This window comes from Kribbella sp. DT2, from assembly GCF_049844575.1.
In the GTDB taxonomy this organism is placed as follows: Bacteria; Actinomycetota; Actinomycetes; order Propionibacteriales; family Kribbellaceae; genus Kribbella.
This window is the reverse complement of record NZ_JBNCLH010000003.1, coordinates 860,810-883,560: the sequence shown is the minus strand read 5'-3', so window position 1 is coordinate 883,560 and position 22,751 is coordinate 860,810. Positions and strand designations below refer to the sequence as shown.

The 22,751-nt window shown below is 69.3% G+C and carries 23 protein-coding genes; 3 read left to right on the top strand and 20 right to left on the bottom strand.

The genetic code is table 11. From position 1 onward, the window contains the following. Positions 1–4 precede the first annotated feature (4 nt). Positions 5–517 (top strand): pyridoxamine 5'-phosphate oxidase family protein, encoded by a 513-nt coding sequence (locus ACLQ2O_RS17560; RefSeq protein WP_425832495.1) that lies wholly within the window; start codon positions 5–7, stop codon positions 515–517. Here ACLQ2O_RS17560 and ACLQ2O_RS17555 read toward each other — a convergent pair. From ACLQ2O_RS17555 to ACLQ2O_RS17495, 13 genes are all read right to left on the bottom strand, one after another. Beyond that, a complete protein-coding gene (locus tag ACLQ2O_RS17555; RefSeq protein WP_344179057.1) occupies positions 514–945 on the bottom strand; it encodes a DUF2550 domain-containing protein in 432 nt (143 codons plus the stop codon). The two genes, ACLQ2O_RS17560 and ACLQ2O_RS17555, sit on opposite strands and share 4 nt — an antisense overlap. A gap of 104 nt (positions 946–1,049) precedes the next feature. Then, entirely contained in the window at positions 1,050–1,454 is a 405-nt protein-coding gene (locus tag ACLQ2O_RS17550) for a F0F1 ATP synthase subunit epsilon (protein ID WP_425832493.1), read from the bottom strand. A 7-nt stretch (positions 1,455–1,461) separates the two neighbouring features. After that, positions 1,462–2,916: a F0F1 ATP synthase subunit beta gene (gene atpD / locus ACLQ2O_RS17545; protein ID WP_425832491.1), complete on the bottom strand. Its 1,455-nt coding sequence runs from the start codon at positions 2,914–2,916 to the stop codon at positions 1,462–1,464. A gap of 5 nt (positions 2,917–2,921) precedes the next feature. Continuing rightward, on the bottom strand, positions 2,922–3,833 hold the full coding sequence (locus tag ACLQ2O_RS17540; RefSeq protein ID WP_425832489.1) for a F0F1 ATP synthase subunit gamma: 912 nt from the start codon (positions 3,831–3,833) through the stop codon (positions 2,922–2,924). A gap of 7 nt (positions 3,834–3,840) precedes the next feature. After that, positions 3,841–5,478, bottom strand: coding sequence for a F0F1 ATP synthase subunit alpha (gene atpA, locus ACLQ2O_RS17535; protein ID WP_425832487.1), 1,638 nt, complete (start codon positions 5,476–5,478; stop codon positions 3,841–3,843). Between the two features lie 86 nt (positions 5,479–5,564). After that, positions 5,565–6,362 carry a F0F1 ATP synthase subunit delta gene (locus ACLQ2O_RS17530; RefSeq protein WP_425832485.1) on the bottom strand — a complete coding sequence of 266 codons (798 nt, stop codon included), beginning with the start codon at positions 6,360–6,362 and terminating at the stop codon, positions 5,565–5,567. Further along, positions 6,362–6,931 (bottom strand): F0F1 ATP synthase subunit B, encoded by a 570-nt coding sequence (locus ACLQ2O_RS17525; RefSeq protein WP_425832483.1) that lies wholly within the window; start codon positions 6,929–6,931, stop codon positions 6,362–6,364. Before ACLQ2O_RS17525 ends, ACLQ2O_RS17530 begins: the two co-directional genes overlap by 1 nt. Before the next feature lie 32 nt (positions 6,932–6,963). After that, positions 6,964–7,188: an ATP synthase F0 subunit C gene (gene atpE, locus ACLQ2O_RS17520; RefSeq protein WP_425832481.1), complete on the bottom strand. Its 225-nt coding sequence runs from the start codon at positions 7,186–7,188 to the stop codon at positions 6,964–6,966. Positions 7,189–7,262: 74 nt separating this feature from the next. After that, positions 7,263–8,045 (bottom strand): F0F1 ATP synthase subunit A, encoded by a 783-nt coding sequence (gene atpB, locus ACLQ2O_RS17515; RefSeq protein ID WP_425832479.1) that lies wholly within the window; start codon positions 8,043–8,045, stop codon positions 7,263–7,265. Positions 8,046–8,148: 103 nt separating this feature from the next. After that, complete coding sequence (locus tag ACLQ2O_RS17510; RefSeq protein ID WP_425832477.1) at positions 8,149–8,361, bottom strand: AtpZ/AtpI family protein; 213 nt, start codon at positions 8,359–8,361, stop codon at positions 8,149–8,151. Positions 8,362–8,475: 114 nt separating this feature from the next. Then, positions 8,476–8,940, bottom strand: a complete 465-nt coding sequence (locus ACLQ2O_RS17505) for a hypothetical protein (protein ID WP_425832475.1) — start codon at positions 8,938–8,940, stop codon at positions 8,476–8,478. A gap of 203 nt (positions 8,941–9,143) precedes the next feature. Beyond that, the gene (locus ACLQ2O_RS17500; protein ID WP_425832473.1) at positions 9,144–10,262 is read right to left on the bottom strand and encodes a glycosyltransferase family 4 protein; all 1,119 of its coding nucleotides are present in this window, start codon (positions 10,260–10,262) and stop codon (positions 9,144–9,146) included. After that, on the bottom strand, positions 10,262–11,035 hold the full coding sequence (locus tag ACLQ2O_RS17495; protein ID WP_425832471.1) for an L-threonylcarbamoyladenylate synthase: 774 nt from the start codon (positions 11,033–11,035) through the stop codon (positions 10,262–10,264). The genes ACLQ2O_RS17500 and ACLQ2O_RS17495 overlap by 1 nt, the downstream gene beginning before the upstream one ends. 237 nt (positions 11,036–11,272) lie before the next feature. Here ACLQ2O_RS17495 and ACLQ2O_RS17490 point away from each other — a divergent pair, with 237 nt between their 5' ends. Further along, the gene (locus tag ACLQ2O_RS17490; RefSeq protein ID WP_425832469.1) at positions 11,273–12,283 is read left to right on the top strand and encodes an adenosine deaminase; all 1,011 of its coding nucleotides are present in this window, start codon (positions 11,273–11,275) and stop codon (positions 12,281–12,283) included. Here the strand turns inward: ACLQ2O_RS17490 and ACLQ2O_RS17485 are convergent. Beyond that, on the bottom strand, positions 12,280–13,572 hold the full coding sequence (locus tag ACLQ2O_RS17485; protein WP_425832467.1) for an RICIN domain-containing protein: 1,293 nt from the start codon (positions 13,570–13,572) through the stop codon (positions 12,280–12,282). The two genes, ACLQ2O_RS17490 and ACLQ2O_RS17485, sit on opposite strands and share 4 nt — an antisense overlap. Before the next feature lie 112 nt (positions 13,573–13,684). On the opposite strand from ACLQ2O_RS17485, the gene ACLQ2O_RS17480 reads away from it, so the two are divergent. After that, entirely contained in the window at positions 13,685–14,635 is a 951-nt protein-coding gene (locus tag ACLQ2O_RS17480) for a hypothetical protein (RefSeq protein WP_425832465.1), read from the top strand. 678 nt (positions 14,636–15,313) lie between these two features. Here ACLQ2O_RS17480 and prmC read toward each other — a convergent pair. The 6 genes from prmC to thrC all read right to left on the bottom strand — a co-directional run bounded on the left by prmC (position 15,314) and on the right by thrC (position 22,747). Continuing rightward, a complete protein-coding gene (gene prmC / locus ACLQ2O_RS17475; protein ID WP_425832463.1) occupies positions 15,314–16,147 on the bottom strand; it encodes a peptide chain release factor N(5)-glutamine methyltransferase in 834 nt (277 codons plus the stop codon). Continuing rightward, the gene (prfA, locus tag ACLQ2O_RS17470) at positions 16,144–17,223 is read right to left on the bottom strand and encodes a peptide chain release factor 1 (RefSeq protein WP_425832461.1); all 1,080 of its coding nucleotides are present in this window, start codon (positions 17,221–17,223) and stop codon (positions 16,144–16,146) included. Before prfA ends, prmC begins: the two co-directional genes overlap by 4 nt. A gap of 100 nt (positions 17,224–17,323) precedes the next feature. Further along, on the bottom strand, positions 17,324–17,530 hold the full coding sequence (gene rpmE, locus ACLQ2O_RS17465; protein WP_425832459.1) for a 50S ribosomal protein L31: 207 nt from the start codon (positions 17,528–17,530) through the stop codon (positions 17,324–17,326). Positions 17,531–17,692: 162 nt separating this feature from the next. Beyond that, positions 17,693–20,038: a transcription termination factor Rho gene (rho, locus tag ACLQ2O_RS17460; RefSeq protein ID WP_425832457.1), complete on the bottom strand. Its 2,346-nt coding sequence runs from the start codon at positions 20,036–20,038 to the stop codon at positions 17,693–17,695. Positions 20,039–20,343: 305 nt separating this feature from the next. Further along, positions 20,344–21,240, bottom strand: coding sequence for a homoserine kinase (thrB, locus tag ACLQ2O_RS17455; protein WP_425832455.1), 897 nt, complete (start codon positions 21,238–21,240; stop codon positions 20,344–20,346). Positions 21,241–21,682: 442 nt separating this feature from the next. Beyond that, entirely contained in the window at positions 21,683–22,747 is a 1,065-nt protein-coding gene (gene thrC / locus ACLQ2O_RS17450; RefSeq protein WP_425832453.1) for a threonine synthase, read from the bottom strand. Positions 22,748–22,751: the final 4 nt, after the last annotated feature.

Genomic DNA, 22,751 nt, shown 5'->3' with positions numbered 1-22,751 from the left:
ACTCATGGCCGGCCCGACCGAAACCACATTGGGACCGTTCTCCGCCCCCGGAGCGACGGCGATCCCGTGGGAGCTGACCGTCGAGGCGCTCCGACGGACGCAGAAGTTCTCCCTCACGACAGTGCGCACCGACGGGCGGCCGCACGCGACGCCGCTGCTGGCGGTCTGGGCGTACGGCGCGTTGTGGTTCGCCACCGGGGGGAACGAGCAGAAGGCGAAGAACCTCGCGGCCAACCCGCACTGCATCCTCAGCACCGGCACGAACACGCTGACCGGCACGGACTACGTGATCGAGGGCAAGGCAGCCCTCGTCACCGACCCGGACGACCGGACCGCCGCCGCGGAGGCGTTCGAGCAGGCGTACGGCTGGCACCTGACCCGCGAGGACGGGACCTGGTACCGGATGGGCGACGCGCTGCGGTCCGGTGAGGTGCAGCTCTACCGTGTCGGGCCGACCCTGGCCTTCGCGTACGGGAACGGCACCGAGTTCTCCCAGACGCGCTACAGCTGGGGCTAGTGGTACGTCTGGCTGCTGGGTGGAGCAGATTCCATCCAGGCCAGTACGCCGGTCAGCGCCTCTTCGGTCATCGCGAAGTGCACCGTCCGGTCGCGGAGCTCGGCGTCGACGATCACGTGCCCGGCGTACGTGACGAGGGGCTCGTTGCCGACGGGGCGGCGGGTGGTGACGCCCTGGAGCTGGCGGCGGTTGACGACGAGCTTGGGCCACCAGGCCAGGCTGAAGACCCGGAACCACTGGAGGTCGTCACCGACGTACCGGGCCAGGCCGAGGGCCCAGCCGCGGCCGTGGTCCTTCTCGGCGAGCTGGAGGCTGCAGTCGAACGTGCCGCCGTCCCTGGACAACCAGCGACGACGGCACGCGAAAGCGACTACCAGCAGTACGGCAGCAAGGAAACAGACCCCGACCACATCGAGGACTGTCCTCATATGCCGACCTCATTCCTGATGCCGGCGACTGAGCGGCACCTACTCCGAACCAGCTGGCCCAGAACCGTACTGACTGTGACGATGTTCAATTATTGCAGGTGCGGTCAGGACACCTGTTCGGCGGCCCGGACTCTGGCCTCGGCCACCCGGACCTGCTCCTGCTCGTCGGCACTGTCGGTGCCGGCGGCCTGAGCCTGCTCGAGGGCGCGCTTGGCTTCCTCGAGATCGATGTCGTGACCCATCTCGGCGTTCTCGGCCAGGATCGAGACCCGGTCGTTCGCCACCGAGATGAACCCGTCCGGCGCGGCGGCGACGAAGTACTCGTCGTCGAGGGTCCGCACCTGGACGGTACCGCCCTGCAGCAGTCCGAGCAGCGGGGCGTGGCCCGGGAGGATGCCGACGTCGCCGTCGGTGGTGCGGGCGATGACGATCTTCGCCTGCCCCTCCCAGACCACCCGCTCGGCCGCGACCAGCGCGACCTCGAGGTGCTTGCCGGAGTCTTCTGCCATCAGATGGTCAGAGCTCCTTCTGGAGCTCGGCCCAACGCCGCTCGACGTCGTCCAGCGAGCCGGTGTTGAAGAAGGCCTGCTCGGCGATGTGGTCGGTCTCGCCCTCGGTGATCTTCTTGAACGACTCGATGGTCTCCTTCAGCGGGACCGTCGAACCCGGCGTGTTGGTGAACTTCTCCGCCATGTAGGTGTTCTGCGAGAGGAACTGCTCGATCCGGCGCGCGCGGGCGACGGTGATGCGGTCCTCCTCGGAGAGCTCGTCGACACCGAGGATGGCGATGATGTCCTGCAGCTCCTTGTTCTTCTGCAGGATCTGCTTCACCCGGACGGCCACGTCGTAGTGCTCCTGGCCGATGTACTGCGGGTCGAGGATCCGCGACGTGGAGGTCAGCGGGTCGACGGCCGGGTACAGACCACGCGACGCGATGTCACGCGACAGCTCGGTGGTCGCGTCCAGGTGCGCGAACGTGGTGGCCGGCGCCGGGTCGGTGTAGTCGTCGGCGGGCACGTAGATCGCCTGCATCGAGGTGATCGAGTGGCCACGCGTCGAGGTGATCCGCTCCTGCAGCACGCCCATCTCGTCGGCGAGGTTCGGCTGGTAACCAACGGCCGACGGCATCCGGCCGAGCAGCGTGGAGACCTCGGAACCGGCCTGGGTGAAGCGGAAGATGTTGTCGATGAAGAGCAGCACGTCCTGCTCCTTCACGTCGCGGAAGTACTCCGCCATCGTGAGGGCCGACAGCGCGACGCGAAGCCGCGTGCCCGGCGGCTCGTCCATCTGACCGAAGACCAGCGCGGTGTCCTTGAAGACGCCGGCCTCCTCCATCTCACCGATCAGGTCGTTGCCCTCACGGGTGCGCTCACCGACACCGGCGAACACCGAGGTGCCACCGAAGTTGTGCGCGATCCGGTAGATCATCTCCTGGATCATGACGGTCTTGCCGACACCCGCACCGCCGAACAGGCCGATCTTGCCGCCCTGCACGTACGGCGTGAGCAGGTCCAGCACCTTGATGCCGGTCTCCAGCATCTCGGTCTTGGACTCGAGCTGGTCGAAGGCCGGGGCCTTGCGGTGGATCGGCCAGCGCTCGGCGATCTCGAACTCGGACTCGTCCTGGTTCAGGCACTTGCCCGTGACCGACCAGACGCGGCCCTTGGTGACGTCGCCGACCGGGACGGAGATCGCCGCACCGGTGTTGCGCACCTCGGCACCGCGGACCAGGCCGTCGGTGGGCTTCATCGAGATCGCCCGGACGATGTTGTCGCCGACGTGCAGCGCGACCTCGAGGGTGATCGTCGTGGTGACGTCGCCCAGGGTGATGTCCACCTCGAGCGCGTTGTACATGTCCGGCATCGTGTCCGCAGCGAACTCGACGTCGACGACCGGGCCGATCACCCGGGCGACGCGACCGACGCCGCGGGCGCCCGCCTCGTTGTTGTTCTCGGTAACCGTGGCAGTCATCTCTCTCACTCGCTCCCGGCGTTGGCATCGGCCAGCGCGCCAGCGCCACCGACGATCTCGCTGATTTCTTGGGTAATTTGGGCCTGACGCGCCTGGTTGGCCTCACGCGTCAGGCGCTCGATCAGGTCCTGCGCGTTGTCGGTCGCGGACTTCATCGCGCGCTGCCGGTTGGCCAGCTCGGAAGCGGCCGCCTGCAGCATGCAGTAGTGGATCCGGCTGGCGACGTACTTGGGCAGCAGTCCGTCGAGCACGTCCTCGGCGGACGGCTCGAACTCGTACAGCGGCAGTACGTCGTCGTCGGCCAGTGCTTCCTCGCCCTCGACGACCTCCAGCGGCAGCAGCCGGATCACGTCCGGGCGCTGGGTCAGCATCGACACGAACCGGGTGAAGACGATGTGGATCTCGTCCACGCCGCCTTCCTCGGTCGGGGTCAGGAAGGCCTCGATCAGCGCGTCGGCGATCTCCCGGGCCCGGGCGAACGACGGCGCGTCGGAGTCACCGCTCCACGACTGCGCGACCTCGCGCTGCCGGAAGGTGTAGTAGGCGATCCCCTTGCGGCCGCTCAGGAACGGCACGATCTCCTTCTCGTCCTCGCGCAGCAGCTGGCTCAGCCGCTCCCCCTCGCGGATCACCGAGGTGGAGTAGGCACCGGCTTGACCGCGGTCGGCGGTGATGAGGAGAACCGCTGCCCTCTTGGGGTTCGGCTTCTCGGTGGTCAGCGGGTGGTCGACGTTCGAGAACGTCGCCACCGCCGACACGGCACGGGTGAGCTCACGCGCGTACGGACCGGCCGCCTGGGCGCGTTGCTGCGCCTTGACGATCCGGGACGCCGCGATGAGCTCCATCGCGCGGGTCAGCTTCTTGATCGTCGAGACCGAGGCCCGACGCTCACGAAGCTGCCGCAGACTGGCTGGCATGGGTTGATCAGCCCCGCTTCTGCCGGACGATCTGCTCCTGCTCGACGTCCTCTTCGTCCATGGCCTTCGTCTCCTCACGACCGACGAGCAGCTCGCCGCCGGTGGTCTGGAAGGTCGGCTTGAAGGCTTCCAGCGCGGACTCCACGGCCTGGGCCGAGTCGTCCTCGAACTTTCCGCTCTCCCGGACGGCGTCGAGGACCTTGGAGTCCCGGCGCAGGTAGTCGAGGAACTCACGCTCGAAGCGCAGCACGTCCTCGACCGGGACGTCGTCGAACTTGCCCGTCGTACCGGCCCAGATGGAGACCGTCTGCTCCTCGACCGGGTACGGCGAGTACTGCGGCTGGCGCAGCAGCTCGACGAGACGCTGACCGCGGTCCAGCTGGCGGCGCGAGGTCGCGTCGAGGTCGGAGGCGAACATCGCGAAGGCCTCCATCGCGCGGAACTGCGCGAGGTCGAGCTTCAGCGAGCCCGACACCTTCTTCATGCCCTTGACCTGCGCGGCACCGCCGACTCGCGACACCGAGATACCGACGTCGATGGCGGGCCGGATGTTGGCGTTGAACAGGTCCGACTGCAGGAAGATCTGGCCGTCGGTGATCGAGATGACGTTGGTCGGGATGAACGCCGAGACGTCGTTGGCCTTGGTCTCGATGATCGGCAGACCGGTCATCGAGCCGGCGCCGAGCGCGTCGCTCAGCTTCGCGCAGCGCTCGAGCAGACGGCTGTGCAGGTAGAAGACGTCACCCGGGTACGCCTCACGGCCCGGCGGGCGACGCAGCAGCAGCGACATCGAGCGGTAGGCCTCGGCCTGCTTGCTCAGGTCGTCGAACACGATCAGGACGTGCTTGCCCTGGTACATCCAGTGCTGGCCGATCGCCGAACCGGTGTACGGCGCGACGTACTTGAAGCCGGCCGGGTCGGACGCCGGGGAGGCCACGATGGTGGTGTACTCCATCGCGCCGGCCTCTTCGAGCGCGCCGCGCACGGAGGCGATCGTCGAGCCCTTCTGGCCGATCGCGACGTAGATGCAGCGAACCTGCTTCTTCGGGTCGCCGGAGTCCCAGTTGGCCTTCTGGTTGATGATCGTGTCGATCGCGATCGCGGTCTTGCCGGTCTTGCGGTCGCCGATGATCAGCTGACGCTGGCCGCGGCCGATCGGGATCATGCCGTCGATCGCCTTGATACCGGTCTGCAGCGGCTCGCGGACCTCCTGGCGGTCCATCACGCCGGCCGCCTGGAGCTCCAGGGCGCGGGTGCCCTCGAGGTCCTTGATCTCGCCGAGACCGTCGATCGGACGGCCCATCGGGTCGACGACGCGACCCAGGTAGCCCTCACCGACGGCGACCGACAGGACCTGTCCGGTCCGGCGGACCTGCTGGCCCTCCTCGATGCCGTCGAACTCACCGAGAACGGCGACACCGATGTTGCGGACGTCCAGGTTCAGGGCGATGCCCCGGGTGCCGTCCTCGAACTCGAGCAGCTCGTTCGTCATCGCCGAGGGCAGGCCCTCGACGTGCGCGATGCCGTCACCGGCGTCGACAACGGTGCCGACCTCTTCGCGGGTCGCCGTCTCCGGCTCGTAGCTGGAGACGAAGCGATCCAGGGCGTCCCGGATCTCCTCCGGCCTGATCGTGAGCTCCGCCATTGTGCTTCCCTGCTTCCTTGACCTTGCTGGCCTGTTGTGGCTCTAAAGGCTTTGCCGACCCTTAGCGCCTGCTAATCGTTAAGGGGTCAGCCCGCGATGCGCCGCTGCGCCTCGTCGAGGCGGGCCGCGATGGTCCCGTCGATCACTTCGTCACCGATGTCCACCCGGACGCCGCCGACGACGCTGGGGTCGACGATGACGTTCAGCTGGATCTGCCGTCCGTACTGCCGGCCGAGCAGCTCGGCCAGGCGGTCACGCTCGGCCTCGGTCAGGTCGGTGGCGGCGCGAACGGTCGCGATGCTGGCACTGCGCCGGGCCGCCGCGGCGACCTGGTAGGCCCGCATCGCACCGGCGAAGCCACGGCCCCGGCCGTCCACCGCGCGCTCGACCAGCCGCACCGTGACGTCGTCGGCCTTGCCCTGCAGCAGTCCGCCGATCAGTTCCTGCCGGGCCTGCAGCGGGATGGTGCGATCGCTCAGCTTGCTCGCCAGCGCCCGCTCGACCGCGACCACGCGGTCCAGGCGGAACAGCTGGTCCTCCAGCTCGTCGAGCTTGCGCTGCCCGTCGGCGAAGGCGACCTCGGCCTGAACACTGAGGTCGTCCAGCGCGTCCCCGAGGTCCCGGCCGCTGACCCAGCGGCCGACCGCGGCGGCGGTGAGGATCTCCAGCGCCTGGTCGGAGATCTTGCCGCCGAACAGCTGCCGGACCAGGCCGGTCCGGCTCTCGGTCCCGCGGGCCGGGTCGGTCAGCGCCCGGCGCAGCGACCCGTTGGTGTCGAGCACCTTGGCGACCGAGAACAGCTCGGCGCCGAGGCCCTCGGAGACGGTGACACCCGCCAGGGCCTCTTCGGCCCGGGCGAGTGACTCCTTCGAAGCGCCGCGCATCAGCCGTCCGTTCCGACAGCCTGACGGGCGGACTCGCTCGACTCGAGCTCCTCGAGAAAACGCTCGACCGTACGACGCTGACGCGCCTCGTCCTCGAGCGACTCCCCGACGATCCGGCCGGCCAGCGAGGTGGCCATCGAGCCGACCTCGCTGCGCAGCGAGGCGACCGCCTGCGTGCGCTCGGCGTCGATCTGGGTCCGGGCGTGGGTCACGATCCGCTCGGACTCGACGTTCGCCTGCTCACGCATCTCCGCGATGATCTGCGCACCCTGCTCACGCGCGTCCTCGCGGATCTTCGCAGCTTCCGAGCGAGCCTCGGCCAGCTGCGCGTTGTACTTGTCGAGGGCCGCCTTCGCCTCGGCCTGGGCCTGCTTGGCCTCGTTCATCCCGCCTTCGATCGCCGCGGTCCGATCGGCGTACGCCTTCTCGAACTTGGGAACGACGATCTTGGCGAAGGCGATGGCCAGCAGGATCAGGAAGACGAGGCCGAAGACGATCTCGGCCGTGTGCGGCATCAGCGGGCTCGGACCTGCGCCGGGCTCGCTGAGCGGGAGCACTAACGTCATCATGTCTGAATCCTGTCAGTCGATGGAGAAGGCGATCAGGTACGGAAGACGAAGGCGAGCGCGATACCGATGATCGCCAGAACCTCGGTCACACCGAAGCCGATCCAGGCGATCGACTGCAGCTTGCTCTGCGCCTCGGGCTGACGCGCGGTGCCGTTGATGACAGCAGCGAAGATCAGACCGACACCGACGCCCGGGCCGATCGCGGCAAGGCCGTAACCGAGGACGGCGATGTTGCCGGAGATCTCGAGAGCGTTCATTGCAGTGTGTTCCTTTCGGTACGGATAGGGAGCTATCCGGGTTTCCGTTGCTACGGGATCTGGGGGGGTGCCGATCAGTGTTCGTCGGCGATCGCGCTGCCGATGTACTGCGCGGTCAGCACGACGAAGATGTAGGCCTGGATGCACTGGACGAACAGCTCCAGTGCGGCGATCGCGAGACCCATCAGGAAGGTCACGATGCCGACGCCACCGAGCAGGATGTTGCCGGTCTCGAACACCATGTACTCGCCGCCGAGCACGAACACCAGCAGCAGGATGTGACCGGCGAACATGTTCGCGAACAGCCGCAGGCTGAGCGAGACCGGCCGGACCAGGATGTTGGAGATGAACTCGATCGGGATCATCAGCGGCATCAGCCAGGCCGGCACGCCGGCCGGCATCGTCTGGTGCTTGAGGTAGCCGCCGAGACCCTTCTTCTTGATCCCGACCGCGTTGTAGATGATCCAGCTCAGCGCGGCCGCGGCGTAGGCCCAGCCGATGTGGCTGAACGTCGGGAACTGGATGAACGGGATCGACGCGGCGACGTTGTTCAGCAGGATGAAGAAGAACAGACCGAGCAGGAAGGGCACGTACTTCATGTGCTCGGCGCTGCCGATCGCGTCGCGGGCGATCGAGTTGCGGACGAAGTTGTACCCGAGCTCGCCGGCGAACTGCAGCTTGCTCGGCACGACCGCGGCTTTGCGGGAAGCGCCCCAGAAGAACCAGACGATGACGATCACCGTCAGCGTCGCCACCAGGACGGGCTTGGTGAACCACTCCACGCCCGAGAAGATGGGCGGCAGCTGGAAGTCTTCGGGACCGGGTGGGTTGAACTCGGTCGAAACGCCGGCGATCACCGGGTCTCCTCTCGCGTCGTGCTCAAGTCGTTCGCCCTGTGGCTGGGACGTGCGGCAGGGCGGCTCAGGGCAAGGCGGTCAACAACGTCAGACCCGGCAGAGCTCAGGAGCGCCCGTACCGGAAGTGCAACATCAGAATCGTGAGTCCGGCGCCGAGGACGATGCCCACCGGCAGCAGGAACTGCGTACCCAGCCAGCGATCCAGCCCGAAGCCGATGCCCCCGTACACCAGGACACCGCCGATCAGGTAGGACAGGACCCGCCAGCCGTCGCCCGAGGTGTCGGGTGTCGGCTTCGGATCGCGTTGCTGGCTCATCGGCACCCGAAAGGTACCAGTCGGCGACACGCCGGGTCACATCGGTGCCCGTGCGGTGCGCCACACCCTTTGTCACGAACGGGAAACGGCTTACCCGAGCACTACGGACGGTGCTCATGCCGTTACCTCGTGGTCGAGGTCGTAGATCGGGATGCGCAGCCGCGACCAGGCCCAGATCTCGCCGGCCATCCAGCCCATCACGACCACCATCGCGCTGACACCCAGCGCGGTGAGGTTGACGTTGGCGGCCAGGCTCTCGGAGTTCAGGGCGACGGCCAGCAGACCGCCGAAGATCGCGATCCGTCCGGTGTAGGAGGCCATCGCGATGCCGAGCTGGGCGGTCGGGCTGGCCCGCCGCGACAGGTGCAGCGCGAACAGGCCGGCGCCGGAGAAGATCATCACCATCAGCAGGCCGAGCAGTGCGCCCCACAGCCCTTCGACGCCGGCGGCGACGGTGGCGATCGCGGCCGCGTTCACCCCGACGACGACGGCGGCGACAACCGCGCCGCGCAACATCGCCAGAGCCGGGTGCCGAGTGGCTTGGCCGGCTGGTTCGTCGGTGCTTCGATGGGGAGCCATCTGGTGGTTCCGTCCTGCTGGCGACCGGGATTCTTGCCCTCGGTCGTCGGGTGGGCGGGGTCAGGGGTCACGCTGTACTTTGCTGGTGCTTGTGAAAACTAGCACAAAGTCTGCACCGTCAGCAAAACGAGTCCCTGCCCCTGTACGCGCACACCCTATCGGTAGCCCACACAGGCGACTGGTCTGGTCCCCGGTTGGACCGCTCAGACCTTCGCGAGCTTGCGGCTCGAGCGGCGTGGGAGGCCGGTCGTCAGGACGATCGCGGTGATCGTCACGGCCAGCACGATGAGCACCGTCCACCAGTCCAGCAGCAGGCCCAGAACGACCACACCGAAGGCGATCAGGGCCGTCCAGAGGTACATCAGCAGGACGGCCCGGCGGTGCGAGTGGCCGCGTTGCATGAGGCGGTGGTGGAGGTGGAGCTTGTCCGCGGCGAACGGTGACCGGCCTGCCTTTGTACGCCGTACGTAGGCCATCGTCAGGTCGAGCGCGGGGATCGCGAGCACCGCGATCGGCAGGATCAGCGGGAGCAGCGCGGGCAGCAGGCTCGAGCCGCCGACCTCGTACGGGACGGCGTTCGGGTCCATCTGGCCGGTCAGGCTGATCGTCGACGCGGCCAGCATCAGGCCGATCAGCAGTGAACCGGAGTCGCCCATGAAAACCCTGGCCGGCCAGAAGTTGTGCGGCAGGAACCCGAGACAGGCACCGGCCAGGGCGACGGTGATCAGGGTCGAGGTGGTCGCGCGGTCGAGGTTCTGCTCGACGTTCAGCAGGTACGAGTAGGTGAAGAACGCACCCGCGCCGATCGTGGTGACGCCGGCGGCCAGGCCGTCGAGGCCGTCGACGAAGTTCACCGCGTTGCAGGAGACCAGCAGGATGCCGGCGGTGACGACCGCGAGCTGGGCCGGCGGCGGCGAGAGGATGCCGCCGGGCAGCGGGAGCCAGAACAGCTGGATGCCCTGGACGATCATCACGCCGACCGCGAGCACCATGCCCGCGAGCTTGGTGATCGGGTCGAGCTCGTACAGGTCGTCGATCACGCCGACCGCACAGATCACCACGCCGCCGATCAGGATCGCGCGGGCGTCGTGCGCGACCTGCAGGCTGTTGCCGAGGAACGGCAGGCTGGAGGCGACCAGGTAGCCGGCGATCAGGCCGCCGAGGATCGAGACGCCACCGAAGTACGGGATCGGAACCTTGTGCACGTCCCGCGCCCGGACCTTCGCGACCGCTCCGTAGCGCAGCGCGATCTTGCGGGCCAGTCCGGTCAGCAGGAAGGTCGTGGCCATCGCCACGAAGAGAACGAGCAGATACTCGCGCACTAGTCCGCAGGCCTCACATCGGTTTTGCCGTCGGTCGGCTTCTCGTCGTCGGCCGGCTTACCCGGCTCCTCTGTGGACGCCGCAACGGCTTCTTCAGTTGGCTTGTCCTGAAGATCTTCTTCTTTTGCTTCCAGGTCGGTGGTGGCCTCGGGGACGATCTTGCGGATGTCGTCCATCGACAGCGCACCGATCCGCACCACGTGCGGCACCTCGCCGGTCAGGTCGACGATCGTGGACGGCTGCCCGCCGGTCACCTCGCCGCCGTCCAGGTACACCGCGACCGACTCCGCCAGCTGCGCCTCGGCGTCGTACACGTCGAGCGCCGCCGGCTGACCGCTGAGGTTGGCCGAGCTGACCGCGAGCGGTCCGGTCCGGGACAATAGCTCGCGGGTGTTCTCGTGGTCGGGCACCCGCAGCGCGACCGTGCCCTGGGTGTCGCCGAGGTCCCACATCAGCGAGCCCTGCGCGTGGCAGATCACCGTCAGCGGTCCGGGCCAGAACTCCTCGCACAGCTTCCGCCCGTCCTCGGGGACGTCGGTCGCCAGCGCGTCCAGCGACTCGACCACCGAGATCAGCACCGGCGGCGGCATGTCCCGGCCGCGGCCCTTGGCGTCGAGCAGCCGTTGCACCGCGTCGGCCTTGAAGGCGTCCGCGGCCAGGCCGTACACGGTGTCGGTCGGCAGGACCACCAGGTCACCGGCCTCGATCGCGTCCACGGCGGCGCGATAGGCCGGCGCCAGTTCGTCTCCGGTGAAGTCAAAGCGCTCGCTCACGGAGTGAATCGTGCCACTCCCCCGGTCACCGACCCGCATCGGGGCAGCGCCAGGTTTTCTCTGACAATTGATTGTCAGGAATGCGGGTGGGCCGAGGACTTTCCTGTAAAGATTCCGGCCATGACTGTATTGATGCCTCGCTTCGCTCGGCGGGTCATGGGGCTGGAACTCCCGTCCTTCCCTCGTCGCTCCAGTCGCTTCGCTCCTTTCACTCCTCAGTCCAGGCCGGGAGGCCCCATGACCCTGTCCCGCGACTTCCTCACCGGCCTGCCGAAGGCCGAGCTGCACGTCCACCACGTCGGGTCCGCGTCGCCGCGGATCGTCGCCGAGCTGGCCGCCCGGCACCCGGGCTCGCCGGTGCCGGCCGACCCGGCCGCGCTGGCGGAGTACTTCACGTTCACCGACTTCGGCAAGTTCATCGAGGTCTACCTGACCGTCGTCGACCTGATCTCGACCCCGGACGACGTCCGCCTGCTCACCTACGAGATCGCCCGCGAGATGGCGGCGCAGAACATCCGCTACTCCGAGCTGACCGTCACGCCGTACACGTCGGTGGTCCGCGGGATCGCCGCCGAGGCGTTCTGCGAGGCGATCGAGGACGCCCGGACGGCGGCCGAGAAGGAGCTCGGCGTCACGCTGCGCTGGATCTTCGACATCCCCGGCGAGGCCGGGCTGCCCGCCGCCGAGGAGACGCTGCGGATCGCGACCAAGATCCGCCCCGACGGCCTGGTCGCCTTCGGGCTCGGCGGCCCGGAGATCGGCGTACCGCGGCCGCAGTTCGCGCCGTACTTCGAGCAGGCGCTGGCCGCTGGGCTGCACAGCGTCCCGCACGCCGGTGAGACCACCGGCCCGCAGACCATCTGGGACGCGCTGCGCGACCTGAAGGCGGAGCGGATCGGCCACGGCACGTCGGCGATGCAGGACCCGGAGCTGGTCGCCTACCTGGCCGAGCACCGGATCCCGCTCGAGGTCAGCCCGACCTCGAACCTGGCCACCCAGGCGGTCGCCTCGTACGCCGAGCACCCGCTGCCGGCGATGGTCGACGCCGGCCTGGTCGTCACGATCAACTCCGACGACCCGCCGATGTTCGGCACCGACCTCGTCACCGAGTACGGCGTCGCCGCCGACCTGCTGAAGCTGGACGAGGCCGGCGCCGCCGAGCTCGCCCGCACCGCCGTCCGGGTCTCGTTCGCCGAGCAGTCCGTCAAGGACTACCTGCTCGCCGAGATCGACGCGTACGTCGGCTAGTCGACCTGCCGGAGCTGCCAGGTCTGGTTGGCAGCTCCGGTGAAGGTCTGCTGGGTCACCCGTTGGTTGCCCCCGGCATCGGTCACGGCGAGGCCGGTCAGCGTGTTGAGTACGCCGTACAGGTCTCCGCCCAAAGGATGCAGCGTCCAGCGCATACCGTCCTGGCCGTTGCAGGTGTACTGCAGGACCGCCGTACCCGGTGTGGTGCCGCTGTAGGCGCTGTCGGCGCACTTGCCGCTGCTGACGTTCTGCAGCTGCCACCCGGTCGCGTACTGGAACCGCCACTGCTGGCTGGTCGCGCCGGTCGCCGGCTGCCTCGACACGAAGGCCAGGTTGTCCGCGGAGGCGACTCCCAGCGCACCGCCGGTCGCCGGGTTCACGAACTCGTAGACCTGCCCGTGGCGTGGACCGGGCCGAGCGTCCGGTACGGCGTTCTTGATCAGCCAGTCGCTGTTGGCGACGTTCCAGTGCGTCGCGAGGTAGCTGCCGGGCGTCGGGTCGGTGCTGAAGTAGTCGTCCTTGTTGCAGTCCAGCAGCCGGTCGTTGTCCTTCTCCGGGCAGACGACCGTCGTACCGGAGCCGTAGCACATCAGGTCCCACTCGTCGTTGCAGTGGCCGTTGTAGTGCGGTGCCGAGCTCTGGACCGCTCCGAAGGTGTGGCCGAGCTCGTGGGCGGCGGCGTTGAAGCCCCAGCAGTTCGCCGACGCGTCCACCCGGGCGTAGCCGGTGTTGCGGTTGTTGGCGTTGTCCGGGCCGGGCCGGTCGTCGCCGTACAGGGTGCCGAGGCCGCAGGCCTTCTTGGCGTCGGCGAAGACCAGGTACTTGCGGTTGGGGTCCTTGTACCCGAGCTTCTGCAGGGCGGTGATCATCGTGTCCCAGGTGTCCAGGCTGCCGGTCGGCAGGACCACCTCCTGCACGGTGATCCGGCAGTCACCACTGGCCGCCTCGGTGACGAAGCGTACGTGCCGGCTGGCGCCGGTCTGGGCGGCGCTGTCGTTGTACGCCGCGTCGATCTCGTGCGACCAGGCACGGAACGACGATACGAACAGCGCCAGCCGCGACGCCTGCGGTGCCTCCCGCGCGTACATCACCTGGACCCGCTTGCCGGCCTTGCCGTCGCCCTCGCAGACGATCGGGTTGGCGGCGATCGTCGCGTCGGCGATGTCCGCCTTCAGCGGCTTGGCCTCGCCCTCCAGGGTCAGGCCCGGCATCGTCTCGGTCGGCGCGAGCGGGGACAGCGGAACAGCACCGGCAGCCAGTACGGCGATCAGTGTCGTGAGCAGCGACATCGGCAGGGCTCCTCAAGGACGGATCTCACGGAGGGCGACTTCATGATGACAGTGCGCCGGCTGTGACACGCCGGGGCCTTGTTCTGACGGCGGCGCGTGGTTCCCTTGACCGGTGCGCAAGCTACCCGTCCTGAGCGCGACCGCAGTGTTGCTCGGCCTTCTCACCGGCTGCAGCGACGACCCTGCCGACGCGGGCCCGACGCCGGCCAAACCTCCGGCGACCACCCCGAGCAGCACGTCGACGACCCCGACCCCTGCTCCACCGACCGAAGGTGAGCTGCCTCGCGGCGGGCGGACGATCTTCCCCCAGCACCAGCTCGTCGGGTACGTCGGCCTGCCCGGCTCCCCCGCGCTGGGTCCGCTCGACAAGAACATCGACGCCAAGGCCGCCCAGCTGGAGAAGCTCGCGACGCCGTACGCCGGTGGCCGCACGCCGCTGCCCGTGATGGAGCTGATCGTCGTGATCGCCAACGGGCACGCCGGCAAGGACGGCCAGTACCGCAGCCGCCTCAGCGACGAGAAGATCCAGCCCTACCTGGACACCGCGCGCAAGCACAAGATGCTGCTGCTGCTCGACGTCCAGCCCGGTCGCGCCGACTCGCTGGCCGAGATCAAGCGGCTGGAGAAGTGGCTCAAGGAGCCCGACGTCGGGCTGGCCTTCGACCCCGAGTGGGCGGTCGGTCCCGGCCAGGTCCCCGGCCGCGTCTTCGGCCGGACGACGGGCGCCGAGCTGACGTCGATCGCGACGTACCTGTCCGGGCTGGTCAAGGCCAACAACCTGCCCGAGAAGGTCTTCGTCTTCCACCAGCTCTCGTCGCGCATCCTCAGCGACGAGAAGGGCTTCCGGCAGCAGCCCGGTGTCGTCACGATCAAGTCCGTCGACGGCATCGGCAACCGCGCCGACAAGGAGTCCACCTGGCGCAAGCTCACGCCGACGATGGCTCCCGGCGTGCACGCGGGCTTCAAGCTCTTCTACCAGGAAGACACCCGGCACGGCCCGCTGATGACGCCCGCCCAGGTGATGGCGTTGAAGCCCCGCCCGGAGTTCGTCGTCTACGAGTAGCCCCCGCCCGAGGCTGCCGACCCACCGTGTCCGTCCGGCACTAGGCAGCTGCCGCCCAGAGCCGATCCGCCAGGCAGTGCCCGTGCCGGATCCGGCCCTGGCGAGCCGGTGGCCCCACCACCCGCTTGTGCCTCATTCCCACCACCCGCCTGCGCTTCCTCCCCACCACCCGCCCGCGCGTTCCTCCTCACCACCCGCCCAGGTGTCCCTCCTCACCACCCGCCCGCGCCTCCTTCCCCCACCACCGCCTGCACGTCCTTCTCCGGTCGCCAGCAGTGCGCCCACCGGCGCGGGGTCTGCGCGGCGTACGGAGTACGCGCGGGGTTCGTCCAGAGCCCACTTTGAGCACCGCCCAGCCACAGTCTGCGGCCCGCACTGACCGGCCAGTGCACAAAGTGCGGGTATGGCTGGATAGGCGGACTCTGCCGGGCGGGGTGGCACGGCTGGCTGGGGTACCGAGCGACAGGAGGTGTCCCGGCGGAGGCGGCCGGCGCGGGGGATCTCAGGCGTGTGGCGGACGTCTGGCGGTCCCGAGAGACCCGAAGAGGTCATGACCTCCTGTCGGTCGGTACCGCCTGCGGGTCAGGCGCGGCGGCCGGTGTCCTGGGTCAGACCCGGCGGCCGGTGGCGAAGCGGGGGCCGGCGTCCTGGGTCAGACGCGGCGGCTGGTGTGTTGGGTCAGATCCGGCGGCCGGTGGCGAAGCGGTGGCGGGCGGCGAGGTCGAGCTGGTCGCGGACCTCGGTGAACTGGCCGGTCGCGGCGAAGATCGCCGGAGCGGAGTCACCCTGGACGTCGGCGTGCTCGCAGCCGAACCAGCCGCCAGGCTTGAGCAGGCGGGCCGCGGTCGCCGCGACGACCTTGATCTCGTCCAGGCCGTCGTCGCCGGACCATAGCGCGAGCGCCGGGTCGTGGTCGCGGACCTCGGCCGTGACGGACTCCCACGCGGTCAGCGGGATGTACGGCGGGTTGGCGATCACCGCGTCGACCTGCCCGTCGAGCTCGGGCAGGCAGCCGTCGATGTCGCCCTCGTGCAGGGTCGCGCCCGTGCCGGCGAGGTTGCGGCGGGCCCAGACGCACGCCTCCGCGGACAGCTCGACGGCGTGCACCGTGCTGTCCGGGCGCTCGGTCGCGACCGCCCCGGCGATAGCACCCGAGCCGCTGCACAGGTCGACCACGAGCGGCGCCTCGACGTCCTTCAACCGGTCGAGCATCCAGCCGACGAGGACCTCGGTCTCAGGACGCGGGACGAACACACCGGGGCCGACGACCAGCTCCCGGTAGCGGAAGGCCGCCGTACCGGTCAGATGCTGGAGGGGTTCGCGCTGGGCGCGACGGTCCACCAGTACGTCGTACTGCTCGAGCTGGTCGTCGGTGAGGTCGGCCAGGCCGAGCTGGAGCCGGGAGACGCCCGCCACGAAGGCGAGCAGCTCGGCGGCGTCGTATTCGGGTGAGGCGATACCGGCCTCGGTGAGCCGCTCGGTGGCGGCGGCGATCAGCTGGCGAGCGTTCACTGGTGGGTGTCGACCGCGTCCAGCCGGGCGGCCATGTCCGCGTCGGTGAGGGCCTGGATCACGGGCGCCAGCTCGCCGCCGAGCACCGCGTCCAGGTTGTGCGCCTTGTAGCCGACTCGGTGGTCGGAGAAGCGGTTCTCCGGGAAGTTGTAGGTGCGGACGCGCTCGGACCGGTCGACTGTGCGGATCTGCAGCCGGCGGGCGTCGGAGGCCTCCTGGTCGGCCGTCTCCTGGGCCGCGGCGAGCAGGCGCGACCGCAGGACGCGCATCGCCTGCTCGCGGTTCTGCAGCTGGGACTTCTCGTTCTGCATCGAGACCACGATGCCGGTCGGCAGGTGGGTGATCCGCACCGCCGAGTCGGTCGTGTTGACGCTCTGCCCGCCGGGGCCGGACGAGCGGAACACGTCGATGCGCAGGTCGTTCTGGTCGATCTCGACGTCGACGTCCTCGGCCTCGGGCAGCACCAGGACGCCGGCCGCGGACGTGTGGATCCGGCCTTGCGACTCGGTCACCGGCACCCGCTGGACCCGGTGCACGCCACCCTCGAACTTCAGCTTCGCGTACGGCGCCTCGCCCGGCTCGGGCGTGCCCTTGGCCTTCACGGCGACCGTGATCGACTTGTACCCGCCGAGGTCGGACTCGGCGGAGTCGAGCACCTCGGTCTTCCAGTTCTGCGTCTCGGCGTACTTGAGGTACATCTTCAGCAGGTCCCCGGCGAACAGCGCCGACTCGTCGCCGCCCTCACCGGCCTTGATCTCGAGGATCGCGTCCTTGTCGTCGCTCGGGTCGCGCGGCACCAGCAGCATCCGCAGCTTCTCGGTCAGCTCGTCGTGCCGGGCCTCCAGCTTGACGGCCTCGTCGGCGAACGCCGGGTCCTCGTGGGCAAGTTCCTTGGCGGCCTCGATGTCGTCGGCGGTCTGCAGCCACTCGTCGTACGCGCGCACCACCGGCGCCAGCCCGGCGTACCGCTTGCCGACCCGGCGGGCGTTGGCCTGGTCGGAGTGCAGCTCGGGGTCCGACATCTGCCGCTCGAGCTCGGCGTACTCCGCCTTGAGGCTCTGCACCGCTTCGAACATCGGTCACTCCTTCCGTGGGCCTTCGGGTGGGGACAACACAAACCGCGCGCCGGTTCGCGGACCCCACGAAGGGGTCGCGAACCGGCGCGCGGTGAGGTAACTACTTCTTGGCGTACCGCTTCTCGAAGCGGGCGACCCGGCCGCCGGTGTCGAGGATCTTCTGCTTGCCCGTGTAGAACGGGTGGCACTGCGAGCAGACGTCGGCGTGGATCGAGCCCGTCTCGGACGTCGAGCGCGTGTCGAAGCTCGCGCCGCAGGTGCAGGTCACCTTGGTGTCGACGTACGTCGGGTGGATGTCGCTCTTCATGGATCTCCTAGGTCTCAGGTGCTCCGGGTCGCCCGCACGGTGCTGACGTGAACCGGAACCAACAGACAAGTCTGCCATCTGTGGTGACGACGGCCAAAACGGGGGTGGAACGGCAGTCGGCCCGGGAGGCGCTGGCGCGCACCCCGGGCCGGCCGGTTGCCGCTAGTTGCCGTCGTCGGTGTTGCGGCCGTTGCCACCGGTGCTCGGGGTGGTTTTGTTGACCTGGAGCAGGAACTCGATGTTCGACTTGCTCTCCTTGAGCTTGCCGATCAGCAGCTCCAGCGCCGCCTGGCCGTCGAGCGCGGACAGCACCCGGCGCAGCTTCCAGACCACCTGGGTCTCGTCCTTGCTCATCAGCAGCTCCTCGCGGCGGGTGCCGGAGGCGACGACGTCGATGGCGGGGAAGATCCGGCGGTCGGCGAACTCGCGGCGCAGCCGCAGCTCCATGTTGCCGGTGCCCTTGAACTCCTCGAAGATGACCTCGTCCATCTTGGAGCCGGTCTCGATCAGGGCCGTGGCCAGGATCGTCAGCGAACCGCCGTCCTCGATGTTGCGGGCCGCGCCGAAGAACCGCTTCGGCGGGTACAGCGCCGAGGAGTCGACACCGCCGGACAGGATCCGGCCGCTGGCCGGGGCCGCGATGTTGTACGCCCGGCCCAGGCGGGTGATCGAGTCGAGCAGGACGACCACGTCGTGGCCGAGCTCGACCAGGCGCTTGGCCCGCTCGATCGCCAGCTCGGCGACCGTGGTGTGGTCGTCGGCCGGACGGTCGAAGGTCGAGGCGATGACCTCACCCTTGACCGTGCGCTGCATGTCGGTGACCTCTTCGGGCCGCTCGTCGACGAGCACGACCATCAGGTGCACTTCGGGGTTGTTCGTGGTGATCGCGTTCGCGAGCGCCTGCAGCACCATCGTCTTGCCGGCCTTCGGCGGCGAGACGATCAGGCCGCGCTGGCCCTTGCCGATCGGGCTGACGATGTCGACGATCCGGGTGGTCAGGATGTTCGACTCGGTCTCGAGCCGCAGCCGCTCGGTCGCGTACAGCGGCGTGAGCTTGTTGAAGTCCTGGCGCTGCTTGGCGATCTCCGGGTCCGACCCGTTCACGGTGTCGATCCGGACCAGCGGGTTGAACTTCTCCTTGCGCTCACCGTCGGACGGCTGCTTCACCGCACCGGTGATCGCGTCGCCCTTGCGCAGGCCGTAGCGCTTGACCATCGACAGCGCGACGTACACGTCGTTCGGGCCCGGCAGGTAGCCGCTGGTCCGGACGAACGCGTAGTTGTCCAGTACGTCGAGGATGCCGGCCGCGGGGACGAGCACGTCGTCCTCGCTGATCGTCGGCTCCGCCTCGAAGCGCTCGCCGCGGCCGCGGTTGCGGGTGTTCGTGTCGCGGCCACCGGTGTCGCGGCCGTCGCGGCTGCGGTCCCGGTCGCGGCCCCGGCGACGACGCCGCCGGCCGTCGCCGTCCTGGTCGTCGGCGCCACGGTTGTCGTTGCGGGCGTCGTTGCGCGAGTCCGTGCGGCCGTCGGTGCGGTCCGCCCGGCTGTCGGTGCGGCTGTCGCCCCGGCCGTCGGTGCGGCTGTCCGTACGACCATCAGTCCGGCTGTCCGTACGGCCCTCGGCGCGGCTGTCGGCGCGGCCATCAGTCCGGCTGTCCGTACGGCCCTCGGCGCGGCCATCAGTGCGGCTGTCCGTACGACCTTCGGTGCGGCTGTCGGCGCGACCGTCGGTGCGGTTGCGGCCGCCGTCGCGGTTCTGCTGACCGTCGCGGCCACCCTCGCGGGCCTGCTGGCCCTCGCGGTTGCCGTCACGGTTCTGGTTCTCGCGGGTGCGGGTGCGCTCGCGGCCACCGTCGCGGGTGCGGTCCTCGGACCGGCCCTCGCGCTCGTCGGCACCGGCTGCGCCGTTCGAGGCCGGGGCGGTGCCGTTCTGCGCGGCGGCGCGGTCGGTGACCTGCGGCGCGCTCTCGGTGACCGGGGCCTGGACCTCGTTGCTCCGGGCGGCACCGTTCTTGGCGGCGGCACCCTTGGCCTCGTCGGCCTTGGCGTCAGCGGCCTTGACGGCACCGGCCTTGGCGTCAGTGCCCTTGGCGTCGGCGGCCTTGGCGTCGGCGGTCACGCTCGGGGCCGCGGCCCCGTTCTGCTCGGCGGCCGTCTCGGCCGCGGCGGCGCGGGCCCGGCGACTGCCGCCCTCGCGCACCGGAGCCTCGGCGGGCGCGCTCTTGGCACGCGTCACCACCGGCTCCGCGGCCGCCTCGTCCAGGGTCGGCTGGCTCGACCGGGCGCGGCTCGCGCCACCGGTCGAACTACCGCCCTGAGCGGCCTTGATCGCCTCGATCAGCTGGCCCTTGCGCAGCGCGCCGGTGCCCTTGATGCCGAGCGTCCCGGCGAGCTGCTTGAGCTCGGGGAGCAGCATGCCTTCGAGGCCGCCTCCGGTCTTGCGGCGCCGCGTGCTCGCGCTCGCTTCGGGCGCGGTAGCGCCGTTGGAGGCTTCAACAGTTTCTGTCACGTGAGGTCCTTCCCACACGGATGAACGATGTCCTGACCGGCTCATCGCCCGGAATCAGCTCCCACGGCCGGCGGACGGCATCGTGGGTACAAGAGGTTCTCGCTGGATCCGGTCCCCCGAAATTCTCCGGCGCAGGCGGCGCAGGTCATTCATCGGGAGATCGCCACGGACACCTGAGTGCCGGGAACACAGCCCGGAAGCGGCGAGAGTTCACCGATCACCTGGAGGGGATCGGGTGAGTCGAGACTAGCACCACAGAGGGTCCTTCTGCTGCCTCGTGGGGTACAACGCGTGTCCGGTTCTGATCATTCCGCCCTGGGCGAACTCTCGCCGTCGAGGGCGGTGGACCAGACCTGTACGCCGGCTGGATCGATCGCCAGGTCGAGCCGTGTCCAGCCGTCCGGCGCGGCCGGCAGTACCGGAATCTTCTTGCCCGAAAGGGCATCCAGCACCAGAACCGTAGGACCGGCTCCGCTGACGACGGCCGCCAGACCACTGCCTCGCAGCTTGTGCACGAGCGCCAAGGTCTCCGGCATCACCGGTTCCCGGTGCTCCTGGTGCAGCCGATCCTCGGTCGCCGTCATCAGCAACCCGGGCCGCGACGTGATCGCCGTCACCAGCAACGCGGCCCGTCCGGCGTTCGCCGCGGCATCCGCATGCGGTACGACGTCCGGCAACAGCCCGCGTGCCTGCTTCGTCAGCACTCTGACCTCGGGCACGTAAACCGTCGCCCGCAACCCTTCCACCGGCTCGGCCCGCACCGCCCGCCCGACTCCCCCGTCGACCCACGCCGTCGTGAACCCACCCAACGCAGCCGCCGCCACGTTGTCCGGATGCCCCTCGAGCTCGTTGGCCAGCGCGACGATGTGCTCCCGATCGAGCGCCACCCCCGCCAGCCCGTACGCCGCGGCGATCCCGCCGACGATCGCCGCCGAAGAAGACCCGAGCCCCCGCCCGTGCGGCACCCGGTTCGTGCACTTCAGCACGAACTCCGGCACCGAAACCCCAAGAGCATCCAGCCCAGCTCGAAGAGCCCGCACCACCAGATGCGACTCGTCGAGAGCAACCTCCCCGGCTCCAGCTCCGCTGACTTCAACAGAAACCCCAGAACCACCGGGGAGCACCGTCAGTTCGTCATACAGAGCAAGCGCCAGCCCGAAGGCGTCAAACCCCGGCCCAAGGTTGGCGCTGGTCGCCGGCACCCGGACCCGCACCTCCTCCGGCCCTGCGGGCCGGGGATCGGTGGGGAGAGGACAGTCAGCCGCCGAAGCACGTTCGCCGCGAAGCAGTACGGGCTCGCGGGCTTCGCCCGCCTCGCCCCCGGATGGGGGTGAGGGGAGGGCAGGCCGCCCCGGAACGCCAGTCGGCTTCGCCGACGGCGGTGCCCCGAAATCACTCGACTCCACCGACAGCGGTCTCCCGGTATCGCTCGCCTCCACCGACGGCGGTGCCCCAGTATCGCTCGACTCCACCGACGGCGGTCTCCCGGTATCACTCGGCTTCACCGACGGCGGTCTCCCGGTATCACTCGCCTCCACCGACGGCGGTGCCCCGAAATCACTCGGCTTCACCGACGGCGGTGCCCCGAAATCACTCGACTCCACCGACGGCGGTGCCCCGAAATCACTCGGCTGCGCCGCCAACTCAGGCCAGTCCGGCAACTCGGGCGACCGCGTCGGTGTCGGCTGGGGTGACTACTGCTTCTGCCGGTGGGGCCGACGACAGTGCTGTGTCGATGTCCTTCAGGCCGTGGCCGGTGACGGTGATGACGATGGTCTGGCCGCCGTCGACTCGGCCGGCGGCCTTCAGGGACAGGAGGCCGGCGACACCGGCGGCGGAGGCTGGTTCGACGAAGACGCCTTCGCGGGCGGCGAGCTCGCGTTGGGCGGTGAGGATCTGGTCGTCCGTCACGGCCTCGATCAGACCACCCGACTCGTCGCGGGCGTTCTCGGCCAGGGTCCACGACGCCGGGTTGCCGACGCGGATCGCGGTCGCCAGGGTGTCCGGCTTCGCGACGATCGCGCCGTTCACGATCGGCGCCGCGCCCTCGGCCTGAAACCCCCACATCCGCGGCCGTCGTGTCGCCAGCTTGTCCTTGGCGTACTCGCCGTACCCCTTCCAGTACGCCGCGATGTTGCCCGCGTTGCCCACCGGCAGCACGTGCAGGTCCGGCGCGTCACCCAGCGCGTCGACCACCTCGAACGCGGCGGTCTTCTGCCCTTCCAGCCGCACCGGGTTGACCGAGTTCACCAGCGCGACCGGGTAGTGCTTGCCGAGCTCGCGCACGATCCGCAGGCAGTCGTCGAACCCGCCGTCGACCTGCACCAGCTGCGCGCCGTGCACGATCGCCTGCGCGAGCTTGCCCTGCGCGATCCGCCCGGCCGGGATCAGCACCAGCGGGATCAGCCCGGCCCGCACCGCGTACGCCGCGGCGGACGCCGAGGTGTTCCCGGTCGAGGCGCAGACGACGGCCTTGTCCCCGGCCTGCGCGGCCAGCGAGATCGCGACCGTCATGCCGCGGTCCTTGAACGAGCCGGTCGGGTTGTTGCCCTCGACCTTGAGCCAGACCTCGCAGTTGGTCTGCTCGGACAGCCACTGCGCGGCCACCAGCGGCGTACCGCCCTCGCCGAGCGTGACCACCGGAGTATCCGTGGAGACCGGCAGCCGGTCGCGGTACTCCTCGATCACGCCACGCCACTGATGAGCCATCCGA